General features: G+C 64.5%; 18 protein-coding genes. 12 read left to right on the top strand and 6 right to left on the bottom strand.

Annotated elements, in window-relative coordinates; genetic code table 11:
- Window positions 1-37 precede the first annotated feature (37 nt).
- Both ACIQUS_RS24040 and ACIQUS_RS24045 read right to left on the bottom strand, forming a co-directional pair.
- Complete coding sequence (locus ACIQUS_RS24040) at window positions 38-394, bottom strand: DUF6285 domain-containing protein (RefSeq protein ID WP_403052551.1); 357 nt, start codon at window positions 392-394, stop codon at window positions 38-40.
- A complete protein-coding gene (locus ACIQUS_RS24045) occupies window positions 391-1,449 on the bottom strand; it encodes a phosphotransferase family protein (RefSeq protein WP_403052554.1) in 1,059 nt (352 codons plus the stop codon). Before ACIQUS_RS24045 ends, ACIQUS_RS24040 begins: the two co-directional genes overlap by 4 nt.
- Before the next feature lie 200 nt (window positions 1,450-1,649).
- Between ACIQUS_RS24045 and prpR the strand changes: the two genes are divergently transcribed.
- Window positions 1,650-3,614, top strand: coding sequence for a propionate catabolism operon regulatory protein PrpR (gene prpR / locus ACIQUS_RS24050; RefSeq protein WP_403052557.1), 1,965 nt, complete (start codon window positions 1,650-1,652; stop codon window positions 3,612-3,614).
- A gap of 457 nt (window positions 3,615-4,071) precedes the next feature.
- On the opposite strand, the gene ACIQUS_RS24055 is transcribed toward prpR, so the two are convergent.
- Window positions 4,072-6,921: an HD domain-containing phosphohydrolase gene (locus ACIQUS_RS24055; RefSeq protein ID WP_403052560.1), complete on the bottom strand. Its 2,850-nt coding sequence runs from the start codon at window positions 6,919-6,921 to the stop codon at window positions 4,072-4,074.
- A gap of 129 nt (window positions 6,922-7,050) precedes the next feature.
- Entirely contained in the window at window positions 7,051-8,286 is a 1,236-nt protein-coding gene (locus ACIQUS_RS24060; RefSeq protein ID WP_403052563.1) for an MFS transporter, read from the bottom strand.
- Window positions 8,287-8,403: 117 nt separating this feature from the next.
- Between ACIQUS_RS24060 and ACIQUS_RS24065 the strand changes: the two genes are divergently transcribed.
- The 9 genes from ACIQUS_RS24065 (at window position 8,404) to ACIQUS_RS24105 (ending at window position 19,643) form a co-directional block, all read left to right on the top strand.
- The gene (locus ACIQUS_RS24065; RefSeq protein WP_403052566.1) at window positions 8,404-8,877 is read left to right on the top strand and encodes a winged helix-turn-helix transcriptional regulator; all 474 of its coding nucleotides are present in this window, start codon (window positions 8,404-8,406) and stop codon (window positions 8,875-8,877) included.
- A gap of 48 nt (window positions 8,878-8,925) precedes the next feature.
- Complete coding sequence (locus ACIQUS_RS24070; RefSeq protein WP_403052569.1) at window positions 8,926-9,225, top strand: hypothetical protein; 300 nt, start codon at window positions 8,926-8,928, stop codon at window positions 9,223-9,225.
- Window positions 9,226-9,407: 182 nt separating this feature from the next.
- Complete coding sequence (mexE, locus tag ACIQUS_RS24075) at window positions 9,408-10,649, top strand: multidrug efflux RND transporter periplasmic adaptor subunit MexE (protein WP_403052572.1); 1,242 nt, start codon at window positions 9,408-9,410, stop codon at window positions 10,647-10,649.
- Window positions 10,650-10,661: 12 nt separating this feature from the next.
- Window positions 10,662-13,841, top strand: coding sequence for an efflux RND transporter permease subunit (locus ACIQUS_RS24080; protein WP_403052575.1), 3,180 nt, complete (start codon window positions 10,662-10,664; stop codon window positions 13,839-13,841).
- Window positions 13,838-15,265, top strand: a complete 1,428-nt coding sequence (locus tag ACIQUS_RS24085; protein ID WP_403052578.1) for an efflux transporter outer membrane subunit — start codon at window positions 13,838-13,840, stop codon at window positions 15,263-15,265. Before ACIQUS_RS24080 ends, ACIQUS_RS24085 begins: the two co-directional genes overlap by 4 nt.
- Before the next feature lie 239 nt (window positions 15,266-15,504).
- On the top strand, window positions 15,505-16,560 hold the full coding sequence (locus tag ACIQUS_RS24090) for a tetratricopeptide repeat protein (RefSeq protein WP_403052581.1): 1,056 nt from the start codon (window positions 15,505-15,507) through the stop codon (window positions 16,558-16,560).
- Window positions 16,561-16,684: 124 nt separating this feature from the next.
- The gene (locus tag ACIQUS_RS24095; RefSeq protein WP_403052584.1) at window positions 16,685-17,479 is read left to right on the top strand and encodes an endonuclease/exonuclease/phosphatase family protein; all 795 of its coding nucleotides are present in this window, start codon (window positions 16,685-16,687) and stop codon (window positions 17,477-17,479) included.
- On the top strand, window positions 17,476-18,687 hold the full coding sequence (gene clsB, locus ACIQUS_RS24100) for a cardiolipin synthase ClsB (protein ID WP_403052587.1): 1,212 nt from the start codon (window positions 17,476-17,478) through the stop codon (window positions 18,685-18,687). The genes ACIQUS_RS24095 and clsB overlap by 4 nt, the downstream gene beginning before the upstream one ends.
- Window positions 18,684-19,643 (top strand): lysylphosphatidylglycerol synthase domain-containing protein, encoded by a 960-nt coding sequence (locus ACIQUS_RS24105; RefSeq protein WP_403052590.1) that lies wholly within the window; start codon window positions 18,684-18,686, stop codon window positions 19,641-19,643. The genes clsB and ACIQUS_RS24105 overlap by 4 nt, the downstream gene beginning before the upstream one ends.
- Here the strand turns inward: ACIQUS_RS24105 and ACIQUS_RS24110 are convergent.
- Both ACIQUS_RS24110 and ACIQUS_RS24115 read right to left on the bottom strand, forming a co-directional pair.
- Window positions 19,604-21,682 carry an ATP-binding protein gene (locus ACIQUS_RS24110; protein ID WP_403052593.1) on the bottom strand — a complete coding sequence of 693 codons (2,079 nt, stop codon included), beginning with the start codon at window positions 21,680-21,682 and terminating at the stop codon, window positions 19,604-19,606. The genes ACIQUS_RS24105 and ACIQUS_RS24110 overlap by 40 nt on opposite strands.
- Before the next feature lie 31 nt (window positions 21,683-21,713).
- Window positions 21,714-22,145 carry a nucleoside deaminase gene (locus ACIQUS_RS24115; RefSeq protein WP_403052605.1) on the bottom strand — a complete coding sequence of 144 codons (432 nt, stop codon included), beginning with the start codon at window positions 22,143-22,145 and terminating at the stop codon, window positions 21,714-21,716.
- Between the two features lie 181 nt (window positions 22,146-22,326).
- On the opposite strand from ACIQUS_RS24115, the gene ACIQUS_RS24120 reads away from it, so the two are divergent.
- Window positions 22,327-23,028 (top strand): type 1 glutamine amidotransferase domain-containing protein, encoded by a 702-nt coding sequence (locus tag ACIQUS_RS24120; protein WP_403052596.1) that lies wholly within the window; start codon window positions 22,327-22,329, stop codon window positions 23,026-23,028.
- A 107-nt stretch (window positions 23,029-23,135) separates the two neighbouring features.
- Window positions 23,136-23,924, top strand: coding sequence for a CSS-motif domain-containing protein (locus ACIQUS_RS24125; protein WP_403052599.1), 789 nt, complete (start codon window positions 23,136-23,138; stop codon window positions 23,922-23,924).
- Window positions 23,925-24,064 lie beyond the last annotated feature (140 nt).

A 24,064-nucleotide genomic window follows, 5' to 3' on the forward strand; every position in this document is an offset into this window, starting at 1 on the left:
ATTTGTCGGTTTTCGGAAATAGGTGTGGCCAGCCCGCTCAGGGCAAGGCCTTGGGATTGCTGATCGCCAGTCGGGCGAGGGTTACCTTGCGCAATGTCTCGACCAGCGTGCGCTGGCTCTGCGGGTCGTCGTGACGGCCCTGGCGGATAGCACGGGTAATTTGGCGGCGCGCTTCAGGCAATGACGGTGGCGCCCCGTCGACCAGGGCCGAAAGACGCGCCAGCTCCTGGATACAGGCGCCGTCCTCCAGGCGATTTTCGCGGGCGGCGATGGCCATGGCGTTGGCGATCATCAGTGCCGGGTAACGCAGTTCGACGGACAGCGCCGGTAGCAGTTGCTCCAGCAACGTCGAGCGGGCAATTTCAAGCAGTTCGTGGGCATTGGGCTGGGTCATGGCGCGTCGGCTCCGGTCATGTTCAGGATGTCGAGTTCGAGTTCCGGCAGCAGGCGCGCGGTCAGGGCCAGTTCGATCGAAGGTTCTTCGCCGGACAGGTGGCGCTGCCCTTGCTGCAGGGCGATCACGGCCCAGCGCAGGGTCGCCATGACTTGCCAGTAGTGCAGCTGGCTGCGCTCGATGCACAGGGGGGAGACTTCGTGGTAGCCACGCAGGAAGTCCTCCAGCAGGCCGATACCACCCGCTTCGAGGTCAGGGCGCGTGAAACGCCAGCAGCGGGCGGTGAACCAGCCAAGGTCCTCGACAGGGTCGCCCCAGCCGGTGAATTCCCAGTCGAGCACCGCCTCCAGCCCCTGCTCGCTGGCCAGATAGTTGCCCGTGCGGTAGTCGCGGTGCAGCAGGCACAGGGTGGTGTTGCGCGGCGCATGCCGTTCGCACCAGCGCAGGCCCCACTCCAGTACCGGATAGGCATCGCAAAGGGTGTCGAGGTATTGGCGATAGGCGCTGATGGTGGCCTGGGCTGGCGAGCCGTCCGGTACTGGCAGAAAGTCCAGCGCGGTACACGGCGGACGGACTCGATGCAGGCGCGCGAGGTTAGCGCCAAGTTGCGCCGCCAGCCGCGCCCGGCCCTCGCCGCCGGCGCCGGCGCTGAGCAGCCGCCCGGCGGCGACTCCTGGCACATACTCCATCAGGAAAAACACCCGCCCGTGGACGCGCACATCGCGGCACAGCCAGAGCGGCCGCGGCACCTTCACTCCAGCCTGGTGGACCACTTGCAGCACAGCGAATTCCTGCTCGCGGTCGAGACTGGCCGGTAGCGCGGACAGCGCATCGCTGCGCAACACCCAACGCCGGGTGCCGGCCCAGGGACCGCCCTCGATCGACAGGTCGAGCAGCCAGTTTTCCTGGATGGCGCCGCCGCTCAGCCGCTTACGGGCCTCGATGACGACCCGCGTTGCCGCGGCATGCTCAAGGATGAAGTCGACCAGCCGGTGATCGTCAGTCATGGCCGCGGTTGCATCGCTGGCCGAAGAAGTCGTAGGAGAACTGCTCATGGATCAATGGGCCCTGCCTTCGAAATTGAGTTGGCAGGACACCGGTAGCAATGCCTGGGCCAATTCAACAGAGATCGGCTGGAGGCCGCGCCAGATCTGGCGCTCAGTATTTCTGGGCAAACGCTGGATGCGCGCCACGTTTCACATCTGCAACAAACTCATGCATGATCGAAACACTTCATTTATGAACAGGTCCCGCCATGCACTCCCCCGCCTCCCAGGTCGTCGTGCTGATCAGCCACCTGCAACGCCCCCGGCAACGTAGCCGCCTCGCTCATGTGGTTGCCGGGCTCACGGCGGACTACCCCGACACCCAAATCGAAGTGCTCGACACCTCGGTGTCCGAGGCGCTGCAGACCGCTCGCGAACTGGAACAGCGTGGCGAAGTCGACGTGTTCGTCTGTGCCGGGGCCACCGCCGCCTACCTGCGCAAACACCTGACACGGCCGGTACTGACGATGCGCATTGGCGGCGGTGATCTTCTGCGTGCACTGGGGCAGGCCCGAGAGCACTCCTCGCAGGTAGCCTTGCTCAGCTACAACCACATCGACCATGACCTGCAGGCCCTGGCTGCGCTGTTCACCGTACAGGTTCACCAGGCCGCCTACACGTCGCTGGAAGGGGCTCGCGAGGCGATCGAGCAGGCAGCCCAGCGGGGATGTCGCAGCATCATCGGTTCGTCGACGGTCGTGGAACTGGCGGAACAGGCAGGCCTGCACGGCGTGCTGTCGCTGAGCGAGGACACTGTACGCAAGGCACTCGAGGAGGCCTTGGGCGTCCTTGACAGCCAACGCATCGAGATCGCGAAGCGGCGGCACTTGAATGCTGTACTGCAACACATTCCCACCGGCGTGGCGGCGATCGACAACCAGGGCGTGGTGCAGTCGCTCAACCCGGCACTTGCCCAACTGCTGGAGCTGCCGCCAAGCGCAACAGTGGGCCGACCACTGCAGCAGTTGTGCCCGGACCTGAATCTGCAGCAGGCCTTGCAGGGTGGCAGCGACGAGGAAAACCGGGTGATCCGGCTCGGCTCGCATGCCGTGGTCAGCAATCTGCTGCCGATTCTCGAGAACGGCCAGCGTACCGGCCTCGTCTTGACGTGCCAGGAGATCACCGCGGTGCAGCGGGCGGACCAACGCATTCGAACCACCCGTCGCCCGGGTGCTTTCACCGCCCGTTACCGGCTCGAGCAGCTCAACGGCAACAGCAAGGCCAACCGCGAAATGCTGCAACTGGCCAAGCGCTTTGCCGCCAGCCACTCGACCATCCTGATCACCGGGGAAAGCGGCACCGGCAAGGAACTGCTGGCCCAGGGCATTCACAACGAAAGCCCGCGCCGACAAGGTCCCTTCGTCGCCATCAACTGCGCGGCGTTTCCCGAATCGCTGCTGGAAAGCGAACTGTTCGGCTACGAGGAAGGCGCCTTCAGCGGCTCGCGCAAAGGCGGCAAGCCCGGCCTGTTCGAAGCGGCCCACCGTGGCACGCTGTTTCTCGACGAGATCGGCGACATGCCTGTGTCGCTGCAGACCCGCCTGCTACGCGTGCTGCAGGAGCGCGAGGTCCTGCGACTGGGCGGCACCGAACCGATTTCCATCGATGTGCGCATCATCGCCGCCACGCATCAGGACCTTCGCGCCGCCATGGTTGCTGGCGAGTTTCGTACCGACCTGTTTTACCGGCTCAACATCCTGCGCCTTAAGACCACACCCTTGCGTGAGCGGCCAGAGGATATCGCCCTGATCTGCAAAGGTATCAGCCAGCGCCTGTTGGTCCAGGGCCAGCCGCCGGCCGCCGCAGACATACCGGCTGCCTTGCTGCCGTACCTGACACGCTACACCTGGCCGGGCAATGTCCGGGAACTGGAGAACGTGATTGAGCGCGCGATGCTCTCGGCCCCCGAATTGTTAGGCGAGCACGGCGTGGACGAGCACTATCTGACGCGTGTGCTACCTGAGTTTTGCGAAGGCCCGTCCTTGTCACCTGCCCGTGAGAAGCCGCCACGCGACACGGACCTGCACGCGATCGGCAAGGCCGCACAGCTACGCCATGTGCAGGAGACGCTGGAAAGCTGCCAGGGCAATCTCGACGAAGCCGCGCATCGCCTCGGCATCAGCCGGACCACCTTGTGGCGACGGCTCCGGTCCGCAGCGGCGGGTGAACCATGACCGTCACCCACCCGAGCGACTCGGTGATGGAGGGGGTATGATTTAATTCCTAGGAATTGCTCTGGCCAGTTTTAAAGTGCTTGGCTGGGTTGCGCTATCGCAGCATAGGTGTCTACACATCTCGCAATTGGGTGATGGCGCAAAGGCGCAGGGCTTGAGATGGGTAATGCCCACCAGGTGTACGCCGCAAGGCCTGTGGCGCCCTTGAGATCGAGCGCCGCCCGCGCGGCGCATCGCCGGCTATGCCGGCTCCCACATTTGTTGCAACGTGCCATGGCCTGTGAGAGCCGCGTTGTCAGCCTTGGTGCAAGGCGAGATTGCGTGTTAGGCCGCAAACCTTGCGGGCTAACACGCAATTGCAAGATGTGTAGATGCCTATGGCCATCGCGGGGCAAGCCCGCTCCTACAGGAGCTTTGGAAACAGGTTGTTTCTTCGGGCGGGCGCGCACCCCATGCCCTATAGCTGCGCCACCCAGTACGCCACATCCACCTCGTCGATCTGCTCTGCGCCAAGAAACAGCTCACCGTATTCGCGGTACACCCCACTGCTCAGGAACAGCCCCAGCAGTTGCCCGTCGATGTGCTGGTCACGGGCCATGTGAACGAGAATCTTCACCGACTCGGACAAGGTCTTCGCCACCTTGTACGGCCGGTCGGCGGCCGTCAGTGCTTCGAAAATGTCGGCGATCACCATCACCCGCTCGGCAATGCTCAGGTCATCCTTGCCCAGTCGACGCGGATACCCGCTGCCATCCATCTTCTCGTGATGGTTGCCGGCGATGGCCGGTACGCGCCTGAGCTGGCGCGGAAACGGCAGGGAGTCGAGCATGATGATGGTCTGCACGATATGTTCGTTGATCTTGAAACGCTCCTCCTCATTCAGCGTGCCGCGTCGGATCGACAGGTTGTACAGCTCGCCATGGTTGCTGGCGTTGTCCGGCAGGCGCATATCGAACCCCCAGACGTTGCGCGGGTCGTCCCTGGCCACCGGTGGCTTGCGCGCGCCCCAGGGCACCCGGTGCTCGTCGCGGTCGGCCAGTAGCGGTTCATCCACCGGCAATGGCAGCGGTGGTAGGCCGGCGAAGCGCTCCTGCTCGTCGCGCGAAATGCCCAGGCGGTTGTCGAAGTGCCGCTGCCAGCGGCGCCGGCCGATCCTGCGCAAGCGCTCGACGTCGTCGTCCTGCATGAACTCACCACCGATGTTGGCCTTGGCGACGAAGGCGAATTCTTCCTGCAGTTCGTCCCGGCAACGCTCCAGCGTCCCTTGCAGCGCCTCTTGATCGGCGCCACTGGCCAGGCCTTGCCAGTAAGCGAGCTCGGCATCGCGCCAGAGCACCTCGAAACGCATGCGCACCTCGTGGATGCGGTTGTACAGGGTCTCAAGCTTGGTCGCCTTGTCCACCACATACTCGGGGCTGGTGACCTTGCCACAATCGTGAAGCCAGGCCGCTACGCGAAACTCGTAGCGCTCGGCCTCACTCATGGTGAAGTCGGCATAGGGGCCGCTGTCGGCCTGCACGGCCTTGTCCAACAGCATCTGGGCCAGTTTTGGCACCCGTTCGCAGTGACCGCCGGTATAGGGGCTCTTGGCATCGATGGCACCGGCCAGCAGCTTGATCATGGCATCGAGCAGTCGTTGCTGGGCTTCGACCAGTTGGCGCGTCTCGATGGCTACGGCGGCAGCGCCGGACAACTCCTCGACAAAGCGGCGGAACGGTTCGCGCACCGCATCGCGCGCGGGTTCAGGTTCCAACTGCACGACCAGGATGCCGAGCAGCGCCTGGGCACGGTCGTTGAGCACCACGGCCAGGCTGCGTCCCTGCAAGGCCAGGGCGTGCGTCACCGCGGCCGCCAGGTCCTCGTGATCGTGCTCGCCAAGGGTCAATTCGTCGGGATAGCCCTCCCCCTGGCAGGAAGCGGCCAGGCGCAGCAGCGCGCGCTCGGCATCGAACAGGTACACCGCGCCGGCACGGGCGCCGGCGGCGGCCACCAAATGGCTGAGTACCCCGTCGAGCATGCGCTCCAGCTGGGTCTCGCGGCTGAGCGTGAGGGTGATCGCCTGGAAGTGGCGGATGGTTGCGGTCATGCGGCTCAGTACCCGGCTCAGTTCACGCACCTCGGACACCCGCGAGGTAACCCCCACCTCGCGGTTGAAATCGAAGCCGGCCAGGGCTCGCACCTGGTCGGCCAGCAGGCGCAGCGGGCGGCCGATACGTCGGCCGAGCAGCCCGCCGAGCACCAGCAGCACCGCCATCAACAGCGCCGTCCAGAGCAATTGTTCGAACAGCACCTTGCGCGCATCGGCCAGCAGCTCGCGGGCCGGCACGGCGGTCAGCACCTGCAGGTCCTGTCCGGCCAGGTTGGTGAGCTGCACGCGCATGCCATACCAGGTTTCCCCCTCCACCTGATAAGACTGTGGCCGGGTGTCCTGGGGCAGGTCGGCGTAGAGACGCTCCAGGCTGGGTATGCCCAACTCACTGATGCGCGACAGGCGCACAGCCTCCCCTTCGTGGACAATGACCCGCTGCAGCTGCGGGTACGCCACCACACTGCCCTGATCGTCGATCACGGCGATCTCGGTGCCCGCGGTCATGCGCAGGTCCCGGCTCTCGCTGGCCAGGTCGTTGACCGAGACATCCATGCCGATCACCGCCGCGCCGTCGACACTGCGCTGCGCCATGGTCAGGCCGATCTCGCGGGTGGTGAAAAACACATAGGGGCGGGTCAGGACCGTGGCAGCCTGCCCGGACGCCTCGACGAACCAGGGGCGCGAGCGTGGGTCGTAGTGATAGTCCGGCTTGACCTGCGCGGCGAGCAAGGTCAACGCCTGGTCGTAGAATCGCCACTCGCCCAGCAGCGTACCGTTGTCGCCGGCGCTGATGCTTTGCACCAGGAATGTCGTGCCTGGCGGCGCGGCGAAATACTGGCGCTGCTGCGCATCCCGGAGCCGGCGGACCAGGAAGAACTCGCCATTGGGGTAGCCGATGTAAGCGGCACTGAGCATCTTGTTGGCGTCCAGGCTCTCGACCAGCTGCGGCAGCCGTTCCAGGCGCTGCGCCAGGTTGCCCGCGGCCGGGTTGAAGGCGAGCAGCCGTATGCTGCTCTGCACCGGATCGACCAGGCGTCGGGCGCGCTCGTCGATTGTCTTGCCGATTTGCTGGACCGAATCGCCAGCGGCCGCCACAAGCGTCTGCTGTACCCCGCGATAACCCTGCCAGGCCAGGCCCACGCCAAGCAGCAACATGCCCAGGATGATGGCCAGTGCCACCAGCCATTGCAGGGAAATGCCACGTCCATGGCTGTTCATGGCTGGGAGTCCCCACCCTGCGAAGGTTCGATAGCGCGAACCGGGAATCGGCCTGCCAGCCCAGTATCCTGACCCATCGAAACGCAGCCCATTGCAGGTACTCCCTGAGTGGCGGTTTCAACAGTGTAATCAGCCGGAACGAACCTGCCGGCCTGATCGTGCCTGGTACCCCCAGAAAAGCAGGGCCATCGCACTGAGGGTTGCCCCCAGCACACAGACCGCAGCCCAGCCCCACTGGGCGTAGGTACAGGTCGCGGCCACCGCCCCCAGGCCACTGCCCACCGAATAGAAGCCCATGTAGGCCCCCACCAGGCGACTCTGGGCATCGGGCCGGGCCGCGAAGATCAGGCTCTGGTTGGTCACATGCACCGCCTGCACGGCGAAATCCAGCAGCACGACCCCCGCCACCATGGCCAGCAGCGAGTGTTCGCCGAACGCAGTCGGCAGCCAGGACAAGGTCAACAGCGCAAGGGCGCCCCCCGTGGTGCGCTGGCCGTGCCCCTGGTCGGCCAGGCGGCCGGCACGGGCGGCGGCCAACGCACCGGCCACCCCGGCCAGACCGAACAGGCCGACCTGGGTGTGCGACAACGACAGCGGCGGCGCACTCAGCGGCAGCACCATCGACGTCCATAACACGCTGAACGCGGCGAAGATCAGCAAGGCCAGGATGCCCCTGACCCGCAGCACGCGTTCGCTGCGGTACAGCTGCAGCACCGAGCCCAGCAGCTGCCAGTACCCCACCCTGGCCCGCGGCGTGTGCGAGGCCGGCAGGGTGCGGTACAGCACGAGTGCCATGACGACCATCAAGGCCGCCGACAGGAAATACACGCCCCGCCAGCCGGCGAAGTCCGCCACCACACCGGAGACCAGGCGCGCCAGCAGGATGCCCAGCACCACGCCACTGGTCACGGTCCCCACCGCCTGGCCACGCTGGTCAGGGCTTGCCAGGGTGGCGGCGCAGGCCACCACTACCTGCACCACCACCGCCATCAGGCCGACCAGTACCATCGCCCCGAGCAACAGGCTCCACGTCCGGGCCAGGCCCACTACGCTCAAGGCCAGGGCCGACAGCAGCAGTTGCGTGAGCATGAGCCTCTTGCGGTCGAACAGGTCACCCAGCGGCACTACCAGCAGCAACCCCACGGCGTAACCGACCTGAGTTGCACCGACCACCGCGCCGATGCGGCTGGCAGGCACCGAGAGACTGACCGACATGGACGCCAGCAACGGCTGGGCGAAGTAGACATTGGCCACGGCCAGGGCGCAGGTGATGGCAAACAGCAGCGTCAGCCGAGGGCTCAAGGGGGCCACTACAGGTTCACTACCGATATCCGGGTTCACAGCGGCACGACTGTCCATTGGCATCGATGCTCCTTTCCGAAATCAGGTTTCAAATTGAAACCACTTCGTTGATTTCTAGCAAATGAGGTTTTAATCTGCAACCACTTTGTCTAAAGTCCCTGCGGTCGATGCGAGAAAGCCATGAGCGAACAGACACAACAGGCACAGCGCGAATGCCCGGTGGCGCGGGCGCTTGAAGTCATTGGCGATCGCTGGGTGATGCTGATCATCCGCGATGCCTTCGACGACGTTCGCCGCTTCAATGACTTCCACAAGCGCCTGGGCATGGCCAAGAACATCCTGGCCACGCGGCTCAAGCTTTTGGTCGAGTTGGGTGTGTTCGTCGTTCAACCGGCGTCCGACGGCAGTGCCTACAAGGAATATGTGCTGACCGAAATGGGCCGTTGCGTCTTTCCCATCGTGGTCGGCCTGCGCCAATGGGGCGAACGCTTCCTCTTCAGCGAGGGCGAGCGGCATTCGGTGCTGGTGGACAACGAGCTGGCGCAGCCGGTGGAAACCCTCACGGTCCGCTCGAAGTCTGGCAAGGTCCTGGCGCCGGAGGATTGCCATCGACATCTGGTCGGCGGTGTGCCTGCGGCGCACGGCAATGACTAGACTCACAGAGCCAGCAACACACACGCCTGAGCCCCTGAGGAAATCGCAATGAGCGCCACGTCCACCCGCCGACCGCTGTCTTTGATCGTCCCGTCGCTGCTCGCCATCGCCATGGTGCTGTCGGGCGGGTGTTCCAACAAGGCGGCCAAGGCGCGTGCCATGACGGCACAAACCGGCTCCAACTGCTATGCCAAGGCCTTGCCCACGGTCGGCGAAGGTGGCCTGGCCTGGGGCTCCACCCTGCAGACGGCGCGGCAGAAGTCGTTGAACAACTGCATTCGCTATGCAGGACGCTCCGGGGGGTTGCCCGGGACCTGCAAGGTGGTGCTGGCCGAGTGCAAGAATTAGATTGACCGCCCCGTGGGAGCGGGCTTGCCCCGCGATGCAATATGACTGACACACCGCTATCGCGGGGCAAGCCCGCGCCTACCTATCATTCGTGGTGATAATAACCTTCGTCCCGTTCGATTCGTCGTTGATAGTTCCAAAACGCAGAATCCGTCCATTCTCAATAAATTGGCGGATACACCATGGAACAGTCACTCAAACCCTTGCGCTACCCCCTGGCCTTACTTGCAGTGCTGGTGATGAGTGCCTGCGGTCGCACCCCGGAAGCCGTACAGGCACCGGCAGCGACCAAGGTCAGCGTGGCCAAGGTACTGGAACAACCGATCAACGAATGGGACGAGTTCACCGGTCGCCTGGAAGCGCCGGAAACCGTAGAGGTCCGACCACGGGTCTCGGGACAGATCGACCAGGTGGCCTTCACCGAAGGCGCCCAGGTCAAGAAAGGCGATGTGCTGTTCCAGATCGACCCGCGCCCGTTCCAGGCCGAGGTCCGTCGCCTCGAAGCCCAACTGCAGCAAGCCCGTGCCACCGCCATCCGCAGTGAAAACGAAGCCAGCCGGGGCGAACGCCTGCGCAGCAGCAATGCCATCTCGGCCGAGCTTGCCGAGTCGCGCAGCAGTGCCGCTGCCGAAGCCCGTGCCGGTGTCGCGGCGATCCAGGCGCAACTGGACCTGGCACGCCTGAACCTGAGCTTTACCCGGGTCACCGCCCCCATCAGCGGCCGCGTCAGCCGGGCCCAGTTCACCGCCGGCAACATCGTCACCGCCGATGTCACGCCGCTGACCAGCGTCGTCTCCACCGACAAGGTCTACGCCTACTTCGATGCCGACGAGCGCGTGTACCTCAAGTACACCCAGCTGGCCCGCGACGGCCAGCGCGGCCAGAGCACCCCGGTGTACCTGGGCCTGTCCAACGAGCAGGGCAACCCGCACCTGGGCCAGATGAACTTCGTCGACAACCAGGTCAACCCCAAGACCGGCACCATCCGTGGCCGGGCAGTGTTCGACAACAGCGATGGCCAGTTCACCCCGGGCCTGTATGCACGCCTGAAGCTGGTCGGCAGTGCCACCTATTCGGCGGTGCTGATCAATGACGAAGCGGTGGGCACCGACCTTGGCAAGAAGTTCGTGCTGGTCATGGACAAGGACAACAAGGCCGCCTACCGCGCCGTGGAACTGGGACCCAAGCTCGAAGGCCTGCGCATCGTACGCAGCGGCCTGAGCAAAGATGACCGCATCGTGGTCAAGGGCCTGCAGCGGGTGCGTCCCGGCTCGCCGGTCGACCCGCAGGAAACCCCGATGGCCAGTGATGCGACCATCGCCACCCTCGCCCAGCAACGCCAGGCGCTGGAAGCCAGCACCCAGGGCAAGGCTGTCGCCCCTGCCACCGTGAAACTCGCCAGTGCCTCGGCACCGCGCGGTTAAGGAACCGGACCGATGAATTTTTCCAAGTTCTTTATCACACGGCCGATCTTCGCCGCCGTGCTGTCGCTGCTTATCCTGATCGCCGGCGGCATCTCGCTGTTCCAGCTGCCGATCAGCGAATACCCGGAAGTCGTACCGCCCACCGTGGTGGTGCGCGCCAACTTCCCCGGGGCCAACCCGAAAGTGATCGGTGAAACCGTCGCCGCCCCCCTGGAACAGGCCATCACCGGGGTGGAGAACATGCTCTACATGTCCTCGCAGTCCACCGCCGACGGCAAGCTGACCCTGACCATCACCTTCGCCCTGGGCACCGACCTGGACAATGCCCAGGTGCAGGTGCAGAACCGGGTGACCCGGACCCAACCCAAGCTGCCCGAGGAAGTGACCCGCATCGGTATCACTGTCGACAAGGCCTCGCCCGACCTGACCATGGTCGTGCACCTGACCTCGCCGGACAACCGCTACGACATGCTCTACCTGTCCAACTACGCCATCCTCAATATCAAGGACGAGCTGGCGCGTCTGGGCGGCGTGGGCGACGTGCAGCTGTTCGGCATGGGCGACTACTCGCTGCGCGTGTGGCTCGACCCGAACAAGACCGCTTCGCGCAACCTCACCGCCAGTGACGTGGTCGCCGCCATTCGCGAGCAGAACCGCCAGGTCGCCGCCGGCCAGCTGGGCGCACCGCCCGCCCCCGGCAGCGCCAGCTTCCAGCTGTCGATCAATACCCAGGGCCGCCTGGTCAACGAGGAAGAGTTCGAGAACATCGTCATCCGTTCCGGGGCCAATGGCGAAATCACGCGTCTGAAGGATATCGCCCGGGTCGAGCTCGGCTCCAGCCAGTACGCCCTGCGCTCGCTGCTGAACAACCAGCCGGCGGTGGCCATTCCGATCTTCCAGCGCCCGGGCTCCAACGCCATCGAGATCTCCGATGAAGTACGGGCGAAAATGGCCGAGCTGAAGAAGGATTTCCCCGAAGGCATGGACTACAGCATCGTCTATGACCCGACCGTGTTCGTGCGCGGCTCCATCGAAGCGGTGGTCCACACCCTGTTCGAAGCCCTGGTGCTGGTGGTACTGGTGGTGATCCTGTTCCTGCAGACCTGGCGCGCCTCGATCATCCCGCTGGTGGCCGTACCGGTGTCGCTGATCGGTACCTTTGCGGTCATGCACCTGTTCGGTTTCTCGCTCAACGCCCTGTCTCTGTTCGGCCTGGTACTGGCCATCGGTATCGTGGTGGATGACGCCATCGTCGTGGTGGAAAACGTCGAGCGCAACATCGGCCTGGGCCTCAAGCCCCTTGAGGCCACGCAAAAAGCCATGGGCGAAGTGACCGGGCCGATCATCGCCACGGCCCTGGTGCTGTGCGCCGTGTTCGTGCCGGCGGCGTTCATCTCCGGCCTCACCGGGCAGTTCTACAAGCAGTTCGCCCTGACCATCGCCATCTCCACGGTGATCTCGGCGTTCAACTCGCTGACCCTCTCGCCCGCCCTGGCCGCCGTACTGCTCCAGGAACACCATGCACCGAAGGACCGCTTCTCCCGCGTGCTCGAGCGGCTGCTCGGCGGCTGGTTGTTCGGCCCGTTCAACCGCTTCTTCGACCGCGCCAGTCATAGCTATGTCGGCACTGTCGGCCGGGTCATCCGCAGCAGCGGCATCGCCCTGTTCGTCTATGCCGGCCTGATTGTCATGACCTGGCTGGGCTTCTCCTCGACCCCGACCGGTTTCGTCCCGGCCCAGGACAAGCAGTACCTGGTGGCCTTCGCCCAGCTGCCGGACGCCGCCAGCCTCGACCGCACCGAAGCGGTGATGAAAAAGATGAGCGAGATCGCCCTCAAGCAACCGGGCGTGGCCGATTCGGTGGCCTTCCCGGGCCTGTCGATCAACGGTTTCACCAACAGCCCGAACAGCGGCATCGTCTTCACCCCGCTCAAGCCGTTCGACGAGCGCAAGGACCCGAGCCAGTCGGCGGGCGCCATCGCCGCCGCGTTGAACGCGCAGTTCGCCGATATCGAGGACGCCTACATCGCGATCTTCCCACCGCCGCCGGTACAGGGGCTGGGCACCATCGGTGGTTTCCGCCTGCAGATCGAGGACCGTGGCAACCTGGGTTACGAAGCACTGTACAAGGAAACCCAGAACATTATCGCCAAGAGCCATAACGTGCCGGAGCTGGCCGGGCTGTTCACCAGCTACCAGGTCAACGTGCCCCAGGTCGATGCCGCGATCGACCGGGAAAAAGCCAAGACCCACGGCGTGGCCATCAGCGACATCTTCGACACCCTGCAGATCTACCTGGGTTCGCTGTATGCCAACGACTTCAACCGCTTTGGCCGCACCTACCAGGTCAACGTCCAGGCCGAGCAGCAGTTCCGCCTCGAAGCCGAGCAGATCGGCCAGCTCAAGGTGCGCAACAACCTGGGCGAGATGATTCCGCTGGCGACCTTCATCAAGGTCAGCGACACCTCGGGGCCTGACCGGGTGATGCACTACAACGGCTTCATCACCGCCGAGATCAACGGCGCAGCAGCCCCGGGCTACAGCTCAGGGCAGGCGGAAAAGGCCATCGAGAAACTGCTCAAGGAAGAACTGCCCAACGGCATGACCTTCGAATGGACCGAGCTGACCTACCAGCAGATCCTGGCGGGCAACACCGCGCTGTTCGTCTTCCCGCTGTGCGTGCTGCTGGCCTTCCTGGTGCTGGCTGCCCAGTACGAAAGCTGGAGCCTGCCACTGGCGGTGATCCTGATCGTGCCGATGACCCTGTTGTCGGCCATCACCGGGGTGATTCTGTCCGGTGGCGACAACAACATCTTCACCCAGATCGGCTTGATCGTACTGGTGGGGTTGGCGTGCAAGAACGCGATCCTGATCGTCGAGTTCGCCAAGGACAAGCAGGCCGAGGGCCTGGACCCGCTGGCTGCGGTGCTTGAAGCCTGCCGCCTGCGTCTGCGGCCGATCCTGATGACCTCGATCGCTTTCATCATGGGGGTGGTACCACTGGTGTTCTCCTCCGGTGCCGGCGCGGAAATGCGTCACGCCATGGGTGTGGCGGTGTTTTCAGGGATGATCGGGGTGACCTTCTTTGGCCTGTTGCTGACGCCCGTGTTCTTTGTCCTGATCCGCCGTTATGTCGAACGCAGCCAGGCCCGCAAGGCGGCCCGTGCGCTGAAGCTGGAGAGCCATGCATGAACACGCACCTGAAACTGTGGATGCCGAGCCTGTTGGTACTGGCCCTGGCGGCCTGCGCCGTAGGCCCGGACTACAAGGCACCGGACACCGCGGCGGCGCAGTTGAGCGCTGCCAACGAACCGACGGCCAAGGCCGCGTACGACCGCAGCCACTTCGAGCGCATCTGGTGGAAGCAGTTCGACGACCCGGTGCTCAACCAGTTGGTCAGCCAGTCGCTGCAAGGCAACCGCGAACTGCGCGTGGCCTTTGCCCGCTTCAAGGCCGCCCGGGCGATTCGCGATGACGTCAGCAACGACGCCCTGCCAACGGTGACCAGCCGTGTCAGTAGCGAACTGGGCAAGGGCCAGGTCCCGGGGCAGACCGACGACCGGGTCAACAGCGAGCGTTATGACCTGGGCCTGGACATGGCCTGGGAGCTGGACCTGTTCGGCCGCATCCAGCGCCAGCTGGAAGCCAGCGAAGCCCAGCAGGACGCCGCCCTGGCCGACCTGCAGCAGCTGCAGGTGAGCCTGATCGCCGAACTGGTCGATGCCTATGGCCAGCTGCGCGGTGCCCAGTTGCGCGAGAAAATCGCCCTGGAGAACCTCAAGACCCAGCAGGACTCGCGCGGCATCACCGAAACCCTGCGCGATGCCGGCGTGGGCAACGACCTCGATGTGGTCAGGGCCGATGCGCGCCTGGCCCAGGTCGAGGCGACCGTGCCGCAGTTGCAGGCCGAGCAGGTGCGAGCGCGCAACCGCATCGCCACCTTGCTGGGCCAGCGCCCGGATGCCTTGAGCGTAGACCTGTCCCCCGCGCAGCTGCCGGCCATTGCCAAGGCCTTGCCGGTGGGCGACCCGGGCGAGTTGATCAAACGCCGCCCGGACATCCGCAGCGCCGAACGCCAGCTGGCTGCGGCCACCGCCAACATCGGTGTGGCGACCGCCGACCTGTTCCCGCGGGTCAGCCTCAGCGGCTTCCTGGGCTTTACCGCCGGGCGAGGTTCGCAACTGGGCTCCTCGGCCGCCCAGGCCTGGGCCCTGGGTCCAAGCATCACCTGGGCCGCCTTCGACCTGGGAAGCGTCAGGGCGCGCCTGCGTGGTGCCAACGCCGATGCCGAGGGCGCGCTGGCCACCTACGAACAGCAAGTGCTGCTGTCACTGGAAGAATCGGAAAACGCCTTCAGCGACTACAGCAAGCGCCAGCAACGCCTGCTGTCGCTGGTGCGCCAGAGCGAAGCCAGCCGCAAGGCGGCCGACCTGGCCTCGATCCGTTACCGCGAAGGCACGGTGGACTACCTGGTGCTGCTCGATGCCGAGCGCGAGCGCCTGAGCGCCGAGGACGCCCAGGCCCAGGGCGAGGTTGACCTGTATCGCGGCATCGTTGCCATCTACAAGGCACTGGGTGGTGGCTGGCAGACGGAAAACGTCGCCACGGCGCACTGAGCCAACGACTCCTTTGGTTGGTTTCTGACCGGCCCTTTGCCCCGCCTGCCTGTGCTCGCGGGGCTTTTTTGTACTGGCCGTATCGCAGGCTTCGCCAGCTCCCACACTAACCGGACATGTGGGAGCTGGCGAAGCCTGCGATACGGCCACACACGGTCTCGACCGGACACCGCATTTGACGCCACCCCCCCACGGCCCCAAGCTGGTACCCTTGACTGCCGCGTGTCCCGGATCCACTCATGTCGAAACAGCGCCAATACACCCTGATCAGCCTGACCCTGCTTATCATCCTGGGCCTTGGCGGGTACTTCTGGCGCGACGACAGCCCTGCACCGGCGCCAGCGCTCAAGCACGGCTATGCCAAGGCCCTGGCCATGGCCCACAACGGTCAACCCGGCGCCGCACGGGTGCTGTACCAGCAACTGGGGCGCAGCGACCTGTCGGCCATCCGCCGCGCAAGCCTGTACGCCGAACTGCCCAACTACCCCTCGCCGCTGGCACTGAAGCTGGCCAACCGCGACCTGCAGCACGACGACCCGCTGGTGCGCCGCGCCGCCATCGCCAGCATCCAGGCGATGCTGCCCGGCGCCCAGCGCAGCCTGGTGCTCGGCCCGCTGCTCGACGATGAGGACCAGAGCGTGCGCTTTGCCGTGGTCGACGCCCTGCTCGGCCTGGGGCCGGATGAAATCGGCCTGTACTTCGGCCCGCTGCAGCACACCCTTGAGCAGTACCAGCACATGCTGGCACAACGCACCGACGATGCCCCGGCACAGCTGCACCTGGCGCAGCTCTACCTGCATGAAGACAACTTCCCCAAAGCCGCCGCCGCCCTGGACAGGACCCTGCAACTGGATCCGGGCAACCTGCAGGCCCTGGCCGGGCAGGTTCAATTGCTGGAACGCCAGGGACAGACCGAGGCCTCGCGCCAGGTGCTGGCCAGCGCCTTGCAACAACAACCGGATTCGGCCTTCCTGCAACATGAGCTGGGCCGCTGGCTGCTGCGCCACGGCCAGGACGAGTACGCCCTGCTCGCCTTCGCCCGGGCCCTGGAGCTTGAGCCGGACAACAACGACTACCGCTATACCCTGGCCACCAGCCTGCACCAGCTGGAACAGGTAGGGCCGGCGCAAAAGCAGCTGGAAACCGTCCTCAGCCGCGACCCGGCCAACCGCAAGGCCAGGGTCCTGCTGATCGAGTACTGGAAGGAAACCGGCCAATTGCAGAATGTGCAGATCCTGCTGGCCCAGCTTGAGCAGTTGAACCCGGATGACCCCTTGGTGCAACAGGGCCTCTAGACCGGGCTCACGACCATTGGGGCAAACCGGTTGAACCGTCGCATCGGCGCTGCGGTCCAGTGATAGTGCAACGACAGTAACGCCCAGGCATCACCTGTCGTTGCCCTACCACAGGAGATTCACCGTGGCCGATCCGTTGCCCAATGGCGAACATGCCCTGATCCTGGCTGCGGCCCCTGCCGTGGACCGTGTGCGGGTGCTGACCGTCAACGCGCACAAGGGCTTCAGCCCGCTGAACCGCCACTATGTGCTGCCCGAGTTGCGCGAGGCGGTGCGCAGCGAGGACGCCGACCTGGTGTTCCTCCAGGAAGTGCTCGGCAGCCACCGCCGACATGGCCGGCGGCATCACAACTGGTCGGACGTGCCCCAGTACGAGTTTCTCGCCGACAGCCTGTGGCCGGTGTTCGCCTACGGGCGCAACGCGGTGTACCCCGACGGCGAGCACGGCAATGCCCTGTTGTCCAAGTACCCGATCCTGCGCCACGACAACCTCGATATCAGTGTCAAAGGCAGCGAACAGCGAGGCTTGCTGCATTCGGTACTGGCCTTGCCGGGCACCGTGCACCTGCATACCGTGTGCGTGCACCTGGGTCTGGACGAACGCCAGCGCTTTCAACAGCTGCGCCTGCTGTGCCATCTGCTCGATAGCCTACCGGACGCTGCGCCGGTGATCGTTGCCGGCGATTTCAACGACTGGCGCCGCCTCGCCGATGCCCACCTGGCCGATTGCGGTCTGAGGGAAGCCTTCACCCAGGCCTATGGCCGCCCGGCGCGCAGTTTTCCGGCGCGCTGGCCGCTGCTGTGCCTGGACCGCATCTACCTGCGCAATGCCCGGGCCCATGCACCCAAGGTCATGGCGCGCAAACCCTGGACGCACTTGTCCGATCACTTGCCGTTGGCTGTGGAGGTGCACTGGTGAACGGACAGTGGCGCACCGACAACCAGGTTCAACTGCTGATCAATGGTGAAGACTACTTTCCCAGTGTCTTTGCCGCCATCGAGTGCGCCCGGGAAGAGATCCTTCTGGAGACCTTCATCATTTTCGAAGACAAGGTCGGTCGCCGGCTGCAACAGTTGCTGATCGAGGCGGCCAGCCGTGGCGTGCGGGTCGAGATGCTGGTCGATGGCTACGGTACTGCCGACCTCAGCCATGACTACATCAAGGCCCTGAGCGATGCAGGGGTGCGCCTGCAGGCGTTCGACCCAAGCCCCAGACGCCTGGGAATGCGTACCAACCTGTTTCGCCGGCTGCACCGCAAGATCCTGGTGATCGACGGCGAAGTCGGCTTTATCGGCGGCATCAACTACAGCGCCGACCACCTGGCCGACTTCGGCCCCATGGCCAAGCAGGATTACGCCGTGCAGGTGCGCGGGCCGATCGTCGCCGACCTGCGCCAGGCCACCCTGGCCCTGCTCGCCGAATCGGCAACACTGCAGCGTCGCAGCCGCCACTGGTGGCAGCGCGCCCTGCCCCTGGACGCCGACAGCGACCAGGCCAGCATGGTCCTGTGCATCCGTGATAACCAGGATCACCCCAACGATATCGAGCGTCATTACCTCAAGGCCCTGGCCGCTGCCCGCGAGCGCATCACCATCGCCAACGCCTATTTCTTTCCCGGCTACCGACTGCTGCGCACCCTGCGCGATGCCGCCCGGCGTGGCGTGAAAGTCACCCTGGTGCTGCAGGGCATGCCGGACATGCCCCTGGTACGCCTGTGTTCACGCTTGCTGTACAACTACCTGCTGCGAGACGGGGTAAGGATCTTCGAGTATTGCGAGCGGCCCCTGCATGGCAAGGTCGCTCTGATCGATCGCCACTGGTCGACCGTGGGTTCGAGCAACCTCGACCCCTTGAGCCTGTCGTTGAACCTGGAAGCCAACCTGATCATTCGCGACGCCTCCCTCAACGAACGCCTGCACGACCACCTGCTGGAGCTGTGCGTGCACCGCTGCAAGCCGGTCAGCCTGAAACGTGTGTTGCGCGGCTACTGGTGGCGTGCACCGTTGATTTTCCTCACCTTCCACTTCATCCGCCACTTTCCGGCCATGGCCGGCTGGCTGCCGGCCCATGTCCCGCGCCTCAAGCCACTGTTGCACGCACGGCAAGCGGCAGGAAAAACCACATGAACCCGTCATCGAAGCGCTGGCGGCGTGCCAGGCAGCTGTTGACCCTGGCCTTCTTTATCCTGGTGCCGGTGCTGGTGATCAGCCTGCTCAGGAACCTGGACTGGGGCGAGGTCCACGACGCCCTGGCCGCCTATCGCTGGCAGACGCTGGCCCTGGCGGTGCTGATCAGCGCCTGCAGCTTCGCCCTGTTCAGTTGCTTCGACCTGTTGGGCCGGCGCTACACCGGCCACCCGTTGCCGGCCCGGCAGATACTGCCCCTGGCGTTCGTCTGCTATGCCTTCAACCTCAACCTCAGCGCCTGGGTCGGCGCCATCGCCCTGCGCTATCGGCTGTACTCCCGGCTCGGCCTTCCGCTTGTGACCATCACTCGGATCCTGGGCCTTGGGCTTGTCACCAACTGGCTTGGCTATCTGCTCCTGGCCGGCGGGCTGTTCGCCTGTGGCTTGCCGCGCCTGCCGGCGGGGCTGGACATCGGCAGCACCGGCTTGCGCCTGATCGGCCTGCTCTTGCTGGTCGCGGCCCTGGCCTACCTGCTGGCCTGCGGTTTCGCCCGGCGCCGGCGCTGGCACCTTCGTGGCCACGCCGTCACCCTGCCTTCACTGCCCATGGCGGCCGTGCAGGCCCTGATGGGCGCCGGCAACTGGGCGCTGATGGCGCTGGTGATGTACAGCCTGCTGCCAGGCAACGTCGACTATCCGACCCTCCTTGCCGTGTTGCTGATCAGCAGTATCGCCGGGGTCATCACCCACATACCGGCAGGTCTGGGGGTGCTGGAAGCGGTGTTTCTCACCCTGCTGCACGCAAGCGTTGGCAAAGGCAACCTGCTGGCAGCGCTGATTGCCTACCGGGCCGTCTACTTTCTCTTGCCGCTGATGGCGGCGGGCGTGGTCTACCTGGTGCTCGAACGGGTGGCCAGTCAACGTGCCGGCGCAGCGCGATCCGGCAGCAGCGGCTGATCGCCCACCAGCATCGCATGCACCTGTTTGATCAATGCCTGCAGGGAAAAGGGCTTGGTCATCAGGGCAAAGCCCGGTGTCGGCAACTTTGACTCAGCCAGCCTGCGCTCGCCTAAACCGGTAATGAACAACACTTTCTGCAGAGGGTCGAGCATCCGCGCGGCATTGGCCACCTGATCGCCGTTGAACTCGCCCGGCAGACCGATATCGGTAATCAGCAGATCCACTGGACCCAACTCGCGCAGCAACCTGATGCCGCCGTTGGCATCGCCGGCGTCGAACACGGTGTAACCCTGCTCCTGCAGCGCGTCCTTGACCAGTATGCGCAAGATCGATTCATCGTCGATCAATACGATCCGCCCCCTCCTGGGCCTGGCGGGCTCAAGGACCGGTGCCTCCGGTTCCCGTGCGTCCTCATCGGCACACCGCGGCAACAGCATCTTGACCCGCGTACCGGCTCCCGGGCTGGAGTCAATCCATACCTGGCCTGCGGACTGGCGCACGAAACCGTAGACCATCGACAGGCCAAGGCCGGTGCCCTGACCGGCAGGCTTGGTGGTAAAAAAAGGATCGAAGGCACGTTCCACGGTACCGGCATCCATGCCCCGCCCGTTGTCCTGAACCTGCAGGTAGTGATAGTCACCGGGTGCCAGGCTGTCCGGCTCCCCGAGCTGGGCAGTGTGCCGCTCGTTACCGGTGCTGATGCGCAGGCACCCGCCTGGCCCCATGGCATCCCGGGCGTTGAGGCAAAGATTGAGCAAGGCGCTTTCTAATTGGCTGGCGTCGACCAGCACGGACCAGGGGGCCGGCTCGAACTGCAGTTGCACCTCGATGGCCGGCCCCATGGTCTGCTCGATCAAGGCGGTCATGCCCCGTATCTGCTCGTTCAGATTGACAGGACGCGGGTCCAGCGCCTGGCGGCGTGAAAATGCCAGCAGTTGTTGAGTCAGCTCGGTTGCACGGTCACTGGCCTTTCGGGCCACCTCGATGTAACGGGGCAATTGCTCCAGCCGCCCTTGGGCAAGACGGTGTTCAAGCAAATCAAGGCCGCCGATGATGCCGGTCAGCAGGTTGTTGAATTCGTGAGCGATGCCGCCGGTCAACTGACCCATGGCCTCCATTTTCTGGCTGTGACGCAACATCGTTTCAGCGTGAAGCAACGCCTCTTCCCGCTCCCGTTCCTGGGTGACGTCGTTACCCACTGCGGTAAAGCCTTGCTCGCCGGCCATCGCTGCCCAGTTGAACCAGCGGTAATGGCCGTCCTTGTGACGCACGCGGCTGACCACATTCTCGCTGGAGAGGCCAGCACGCAATTGCTCAACGATGGTCTCCACTTCCCTGACGTCATCGATGTGCACCAGGGACATGACCGCCGCCCCCTGCATCTCGGACGGCGCCCACCCCAGCACCTGGGTCCAGGCCGGGTTGACCGCGGTGATGGTCAGGTCAGCCTCAAGCGTCAACATGACATCGGTGGACAACTGCCAGAAGCGATTACGGTCAACCGTTCGGGCCAGCACCTGTTGTTCGAAGGTTTCGGCCAGGGCCCGCCATTGCCACGCCGCTTCAATACTGGCGGTGGTGTCGATCACGGTCTCGAGAAAACCTGCCACTTCACCGTTTTCATCACGCACGGGGCTGAAGCAGAAGGTCAGGTAGGCCTGCTCCAGGGTGCCATTGCGTGCCGTCATCAGGGGGAAGTTTTCGATCAGGATCGCCTCACCGGAAAACGCCTTGAACACCATCGTCCCGAGGCGGTCCCAGGCCTCGGCCCACACCTCGTCGAAGCTGCGCCCCAGCGCTTCGGGCCTGGCACCGAGGATCGGCTTGAAGGCGTCGTTGTAGAGGGTGACCATCTGCGGCCCCCAGACCAGGCAGCCGGGAAACCTGGACGCCAGCATCATGTCCACGGCGATGCGCAGCACGGCAGGCCAGTTCTGCAAGGGGCCAAGGGCCGTCTTGCCCCAGTCATGAGCGCCGATTTTCTCGCTCATGCCGCCTTGGGCAGCAGACAAGGAACTCAGGTGAAGTACTTGCATGGCCTGGCTCGGTGAGTTCGGGAACTGCACGTCAGACCTGGCGACCGATGTCTTCGTTCCAGAGCTCAGGCCTGGCCGCGATGAAATCTTTCATCAGCGTGATGCAGGCCTCATTATGCTGGACGTCCAGGGCCACGCCGCGGGCGCGCAACAGTTCCTCTTCGCCCATGAAGGTCTGGTTCTCACCGACGATGACCCGTTTGATGCCGTACAAGAGGATCGCCCCGCTGCACATCGCGCAAGGCGACAAGGTGGTGTACAGGGTCGACGCGGCATACACCGCGGCGCTCTGGCGGCCGGCATTCTCCAGGGCGTCCATCTCGCCATGCAGGATGGCACTGCCCTTCTGTACCCGACGATTGTGCCCGCGACCGATGATCTTCCCCTGATGGACGATCACCGAGCCGATCGGGATGCCACCCTCCTCCAGGCCCTTGCGGGCTTCGTCGATGGCGGCCTGCATGAATTCGTCCGTTGGCGTGCTCGAGTTGTTCATCGAATGGACTCCGGTGTCTGGCGAAAGTCCAGAAAGGCTAGCACATAGCCAGCAAGGAATGGCGCCTGCGCCAGCCGCTACTATGCTGTAGAGGTTTTCCTCGGCGATCCGGGCACCCCGGGGCCGATCCAGTGAAGGGAGTCTGGTGATGAGCAAGAAGATTCTGGTGGTCCTGACCAACACGGCCAAATACCCGACGCTCAAGCGCGCGACCGGGCTCTGGCTGGGTGAGGCGGTGCACTTCGTCGAGAAAGTCGAAAAGGCCGGCTACAAGGTCGATTACGTGAGCCCCGAGGGTGGCTACGTGCCCATCGACCCCCATAGCCTGAGCCTGGCCCAGGACATTGACTGGGACTGGTACAACGACAAGGCTTTCATGAATCGCCTGGGCACCACCATGAACCCCGGCCAGGTCAAGGCCCAGGACTACAGTGCGATCTACTATACCGGCGGGCACGGAGTGATCTGGGACTTTCCGGACAACGCCGGCCTGCAGGATCTGGCGCGCAAGATCTTCGAAGCCGGTGGTGTGGTGGCCTCGGTCTGCCATGGCGCCGTCGGCCTGTTGAACATCAAGCTCAGCGACAATTCCCTGCTGCTCAAGGACCGTGAGGTCACCGGTTTCTCCAACACCGAAGAACACCTGGCCGAACTGGACAAGGTGGTGCCCTACCTCACCGAAACCGAACTGGGCGCCCGTGGCGGGCTTTACCAGGCGACAGAGCCCTGGGAAGTCCTTGCCATTGCCGACCAGAAGGAAGGACGGCTGATCACGGGCCAGAACCCGGCTTCCAGTAGCGCAGTGGCCGATCTGGTGATCAAGGCCCTGGAGGGCGTCCGGCGCAACTGATGGCCTCGCGCCGACGGATACTACAACCGCTGATTATGGGGCCTACAGGCATTACTGGGGCCGGAATATTATGCTGGGTCGCCGATTCATCATAGAGGCGATCCCCCATGGCCCCATCCTCCCACGCAGGGCGCAGCCTGGTTGAGTTTCTGGTCACCCTGCTCATCGGACTCGCACCGGTTGCCTGTGGCCTGTTCGTGCTTTCACTGCAGGTCGAACGCAAGCAGGAAGAAACCATCGCAGTTACGGCCCGCGAAGCCATTTACGCCATCGACCTGGTGCTCGACACCTTGCACCAGTCCAGCAGCACGGTGCTGAGCCTGGCCGACCAACCCTGCGACGAGGTGCTTGCCCAATTGCGCCGGCAAGCAATCATGCAGCCGAATGTGCGCTCCCTGGTGCTGGCCAAGGACAACCGGGCTTTCTGCAGCACGTTGTACGGTGCATTCGACCGTTTCATCGACCCGGGGACGTTCCTCAATCAACGCCTGCGTGTCGACCCGGGCAATGACGCCACCCCGGATGCCGCCGTCCTGATCTACCGCTTGCAGGAATTCCCCTACGCCGTGTTGGCCCTGGCCGACATCAATGTCCTGCAGACCGAGCTGTTGGGATTTCAGAATGCCGTGGTCCTGAGCCTGCAGTTCGGCCAGCAGTATGTCTGGTCGACAGGCAGCGGCGAATCCGCCCGAGTGCCTAACCAAGATGAAGACAACATGCGACTGACTTCGGAACTGTTCGGTTATACGGTGCATGCGGGCTATCCCGACGGCCATACCTGGCTGATGATCCGCCAGGCATCCCTGGCAATCCTGCCCTCCCTGCTGCTGGTGGGTATCCTGACTGCAACGGTGGCGTACTGGGGGCTGTACCGAAGGATGCGCAGATCATCGTAGGCTTGGGCTTGGGCTGTTAGCAAGCGGGCTTATCCATTCGATGCAGTGACGCTGCTGGCCCCTTCCGCCTTTACGGCGGCCTACTTTTTTCTTGGAAAAAGTAGGCAAAACCGCTCGCTCCTGCATACGGCCCTACGCTG

It is taken from the genome of Pseudomonas sp. NPDC090755 (genome assembly GCF_044769005.1).
Taxonomy (GTDB): Bacteria; Pseudomonadota; Gammaproteobacteria; order Pseudomonadales; family Pseudomonadaceae; genus Aquipseudomonas.

Bases quoted from the DNA above. Each gene is read 5' to 3' on its own strand.
- ACIQUS_RS24040 (WP_403052551.1), bottom strand. From the start codon at position 394: ATGACCCAGCCCAATGCCCACGAACTGCTTGAAATTGCCCGCTCGACG.
- ACIQUS_RS24045 (WP_403052554.1), bottom strand. From the start codon at position 1,449: ATGAGCAGTTCTCCTACGACTTCTTCGGCCAGCGATGCAACCGCGGCC.
- prpR (WP_403052557.1), top strand. From the start codon at position 1,650: ATGCACTCCCCCGCCTCCCAGGTCGTCGTGCTGATCAGCCACCTGCAA.
- ACIQUS_RS24055 (WP_403052560.1), bottom strand. From the start codon at position 6,921: ATGAACAGCCATGGACGTGGCATTTCCCTGCAATGGCTGGTGGCACTG.
- ACIQUS_RS24060 (WP_403052563.1), bottom strand. From the start codon at position 8,286: ATGCCAATGGACAGTCGTGCCGCTGTGAACCCGGATATCGGTAGTGAA.
- ACIQUS_RS24065 (WP_403052566.1), top strand. From the start codon at position 8,404: ATGAGCGAACAGACACAACAGGCACAGCGCGAATGCCCGGTGGCGCGG.
- ACIQUS_RS24070 (WP_403052569.1), top strand. From the start codon at position 8,926: ATGAGCGCCACGTCCACCCGCCGACCGCTGTCTTTGATCGTCCCGTCG.
- mexE (WP_403052572.1), top strand. From the start codon at position 9,408: ATGGAACAGTCACTCAAACCCTTGCGCTACCCCCTGGCCTTACTTGCA.
- ACIQUS_RS24080 (WP_403052575.1), top strand. From the start codon at position 10,662: ATGAATTTTTCCAAGTTCTTTATCACACGGCCGATCTTCGCCGCCGTG.
- ACIQUS_RS24085 (WP_403052578.1), top strand. From the start codon at position 13,838: ATGAACACGCACCTGAAACTGTGGATGCCGAGCCTGTTGGTACTGGCC.
- ACIQUS_RS24090 (WP_403052581.1), top strand. From the start codon at position 15,505: ATGTCGAAACAGCGCCAATACACCCTGATCAGCCTGACCCTGCTTATC.
- ACIQUS_RS24105 (WP_403052590.1), top strand. From the start codon at position 18,684: ATGAACCCGTCATCGAAGCGCTGGCGGCGTGCCAGGCAGCTGTTGACC.
- ACIQUS_RS24110 (WP_403052593.1), bottom strand. From the start codon at position 21,682: ATGCAAGTACTTCACCTGAGTTCCTTGTCTGCTGCCCAAGGCGGCATG.
- ACIQUS_RS24115 (WP_403052605.1), bottom strand. From the start codon at position 22,145: ATGCAGGCCGCCATCGACGAAGCCCGCAAGGGCCTGGAGGAGGGTGGC.
- ACIQUS_RS24120 (WP_403052596.1), top strand. From the start codon at position 22,327: ATGAGCAAGAAGATTCTGGTGGTCCTGACCAACACGGCCAAATACCCG.
- ACIQUS_RS24125 (WP_403052599.1), top strand. From the start codon at position 23,136: ATGGCCCCATCCTCCCACGCAGGGCGCAGCCTGGTTGAGTTTCTGGTC.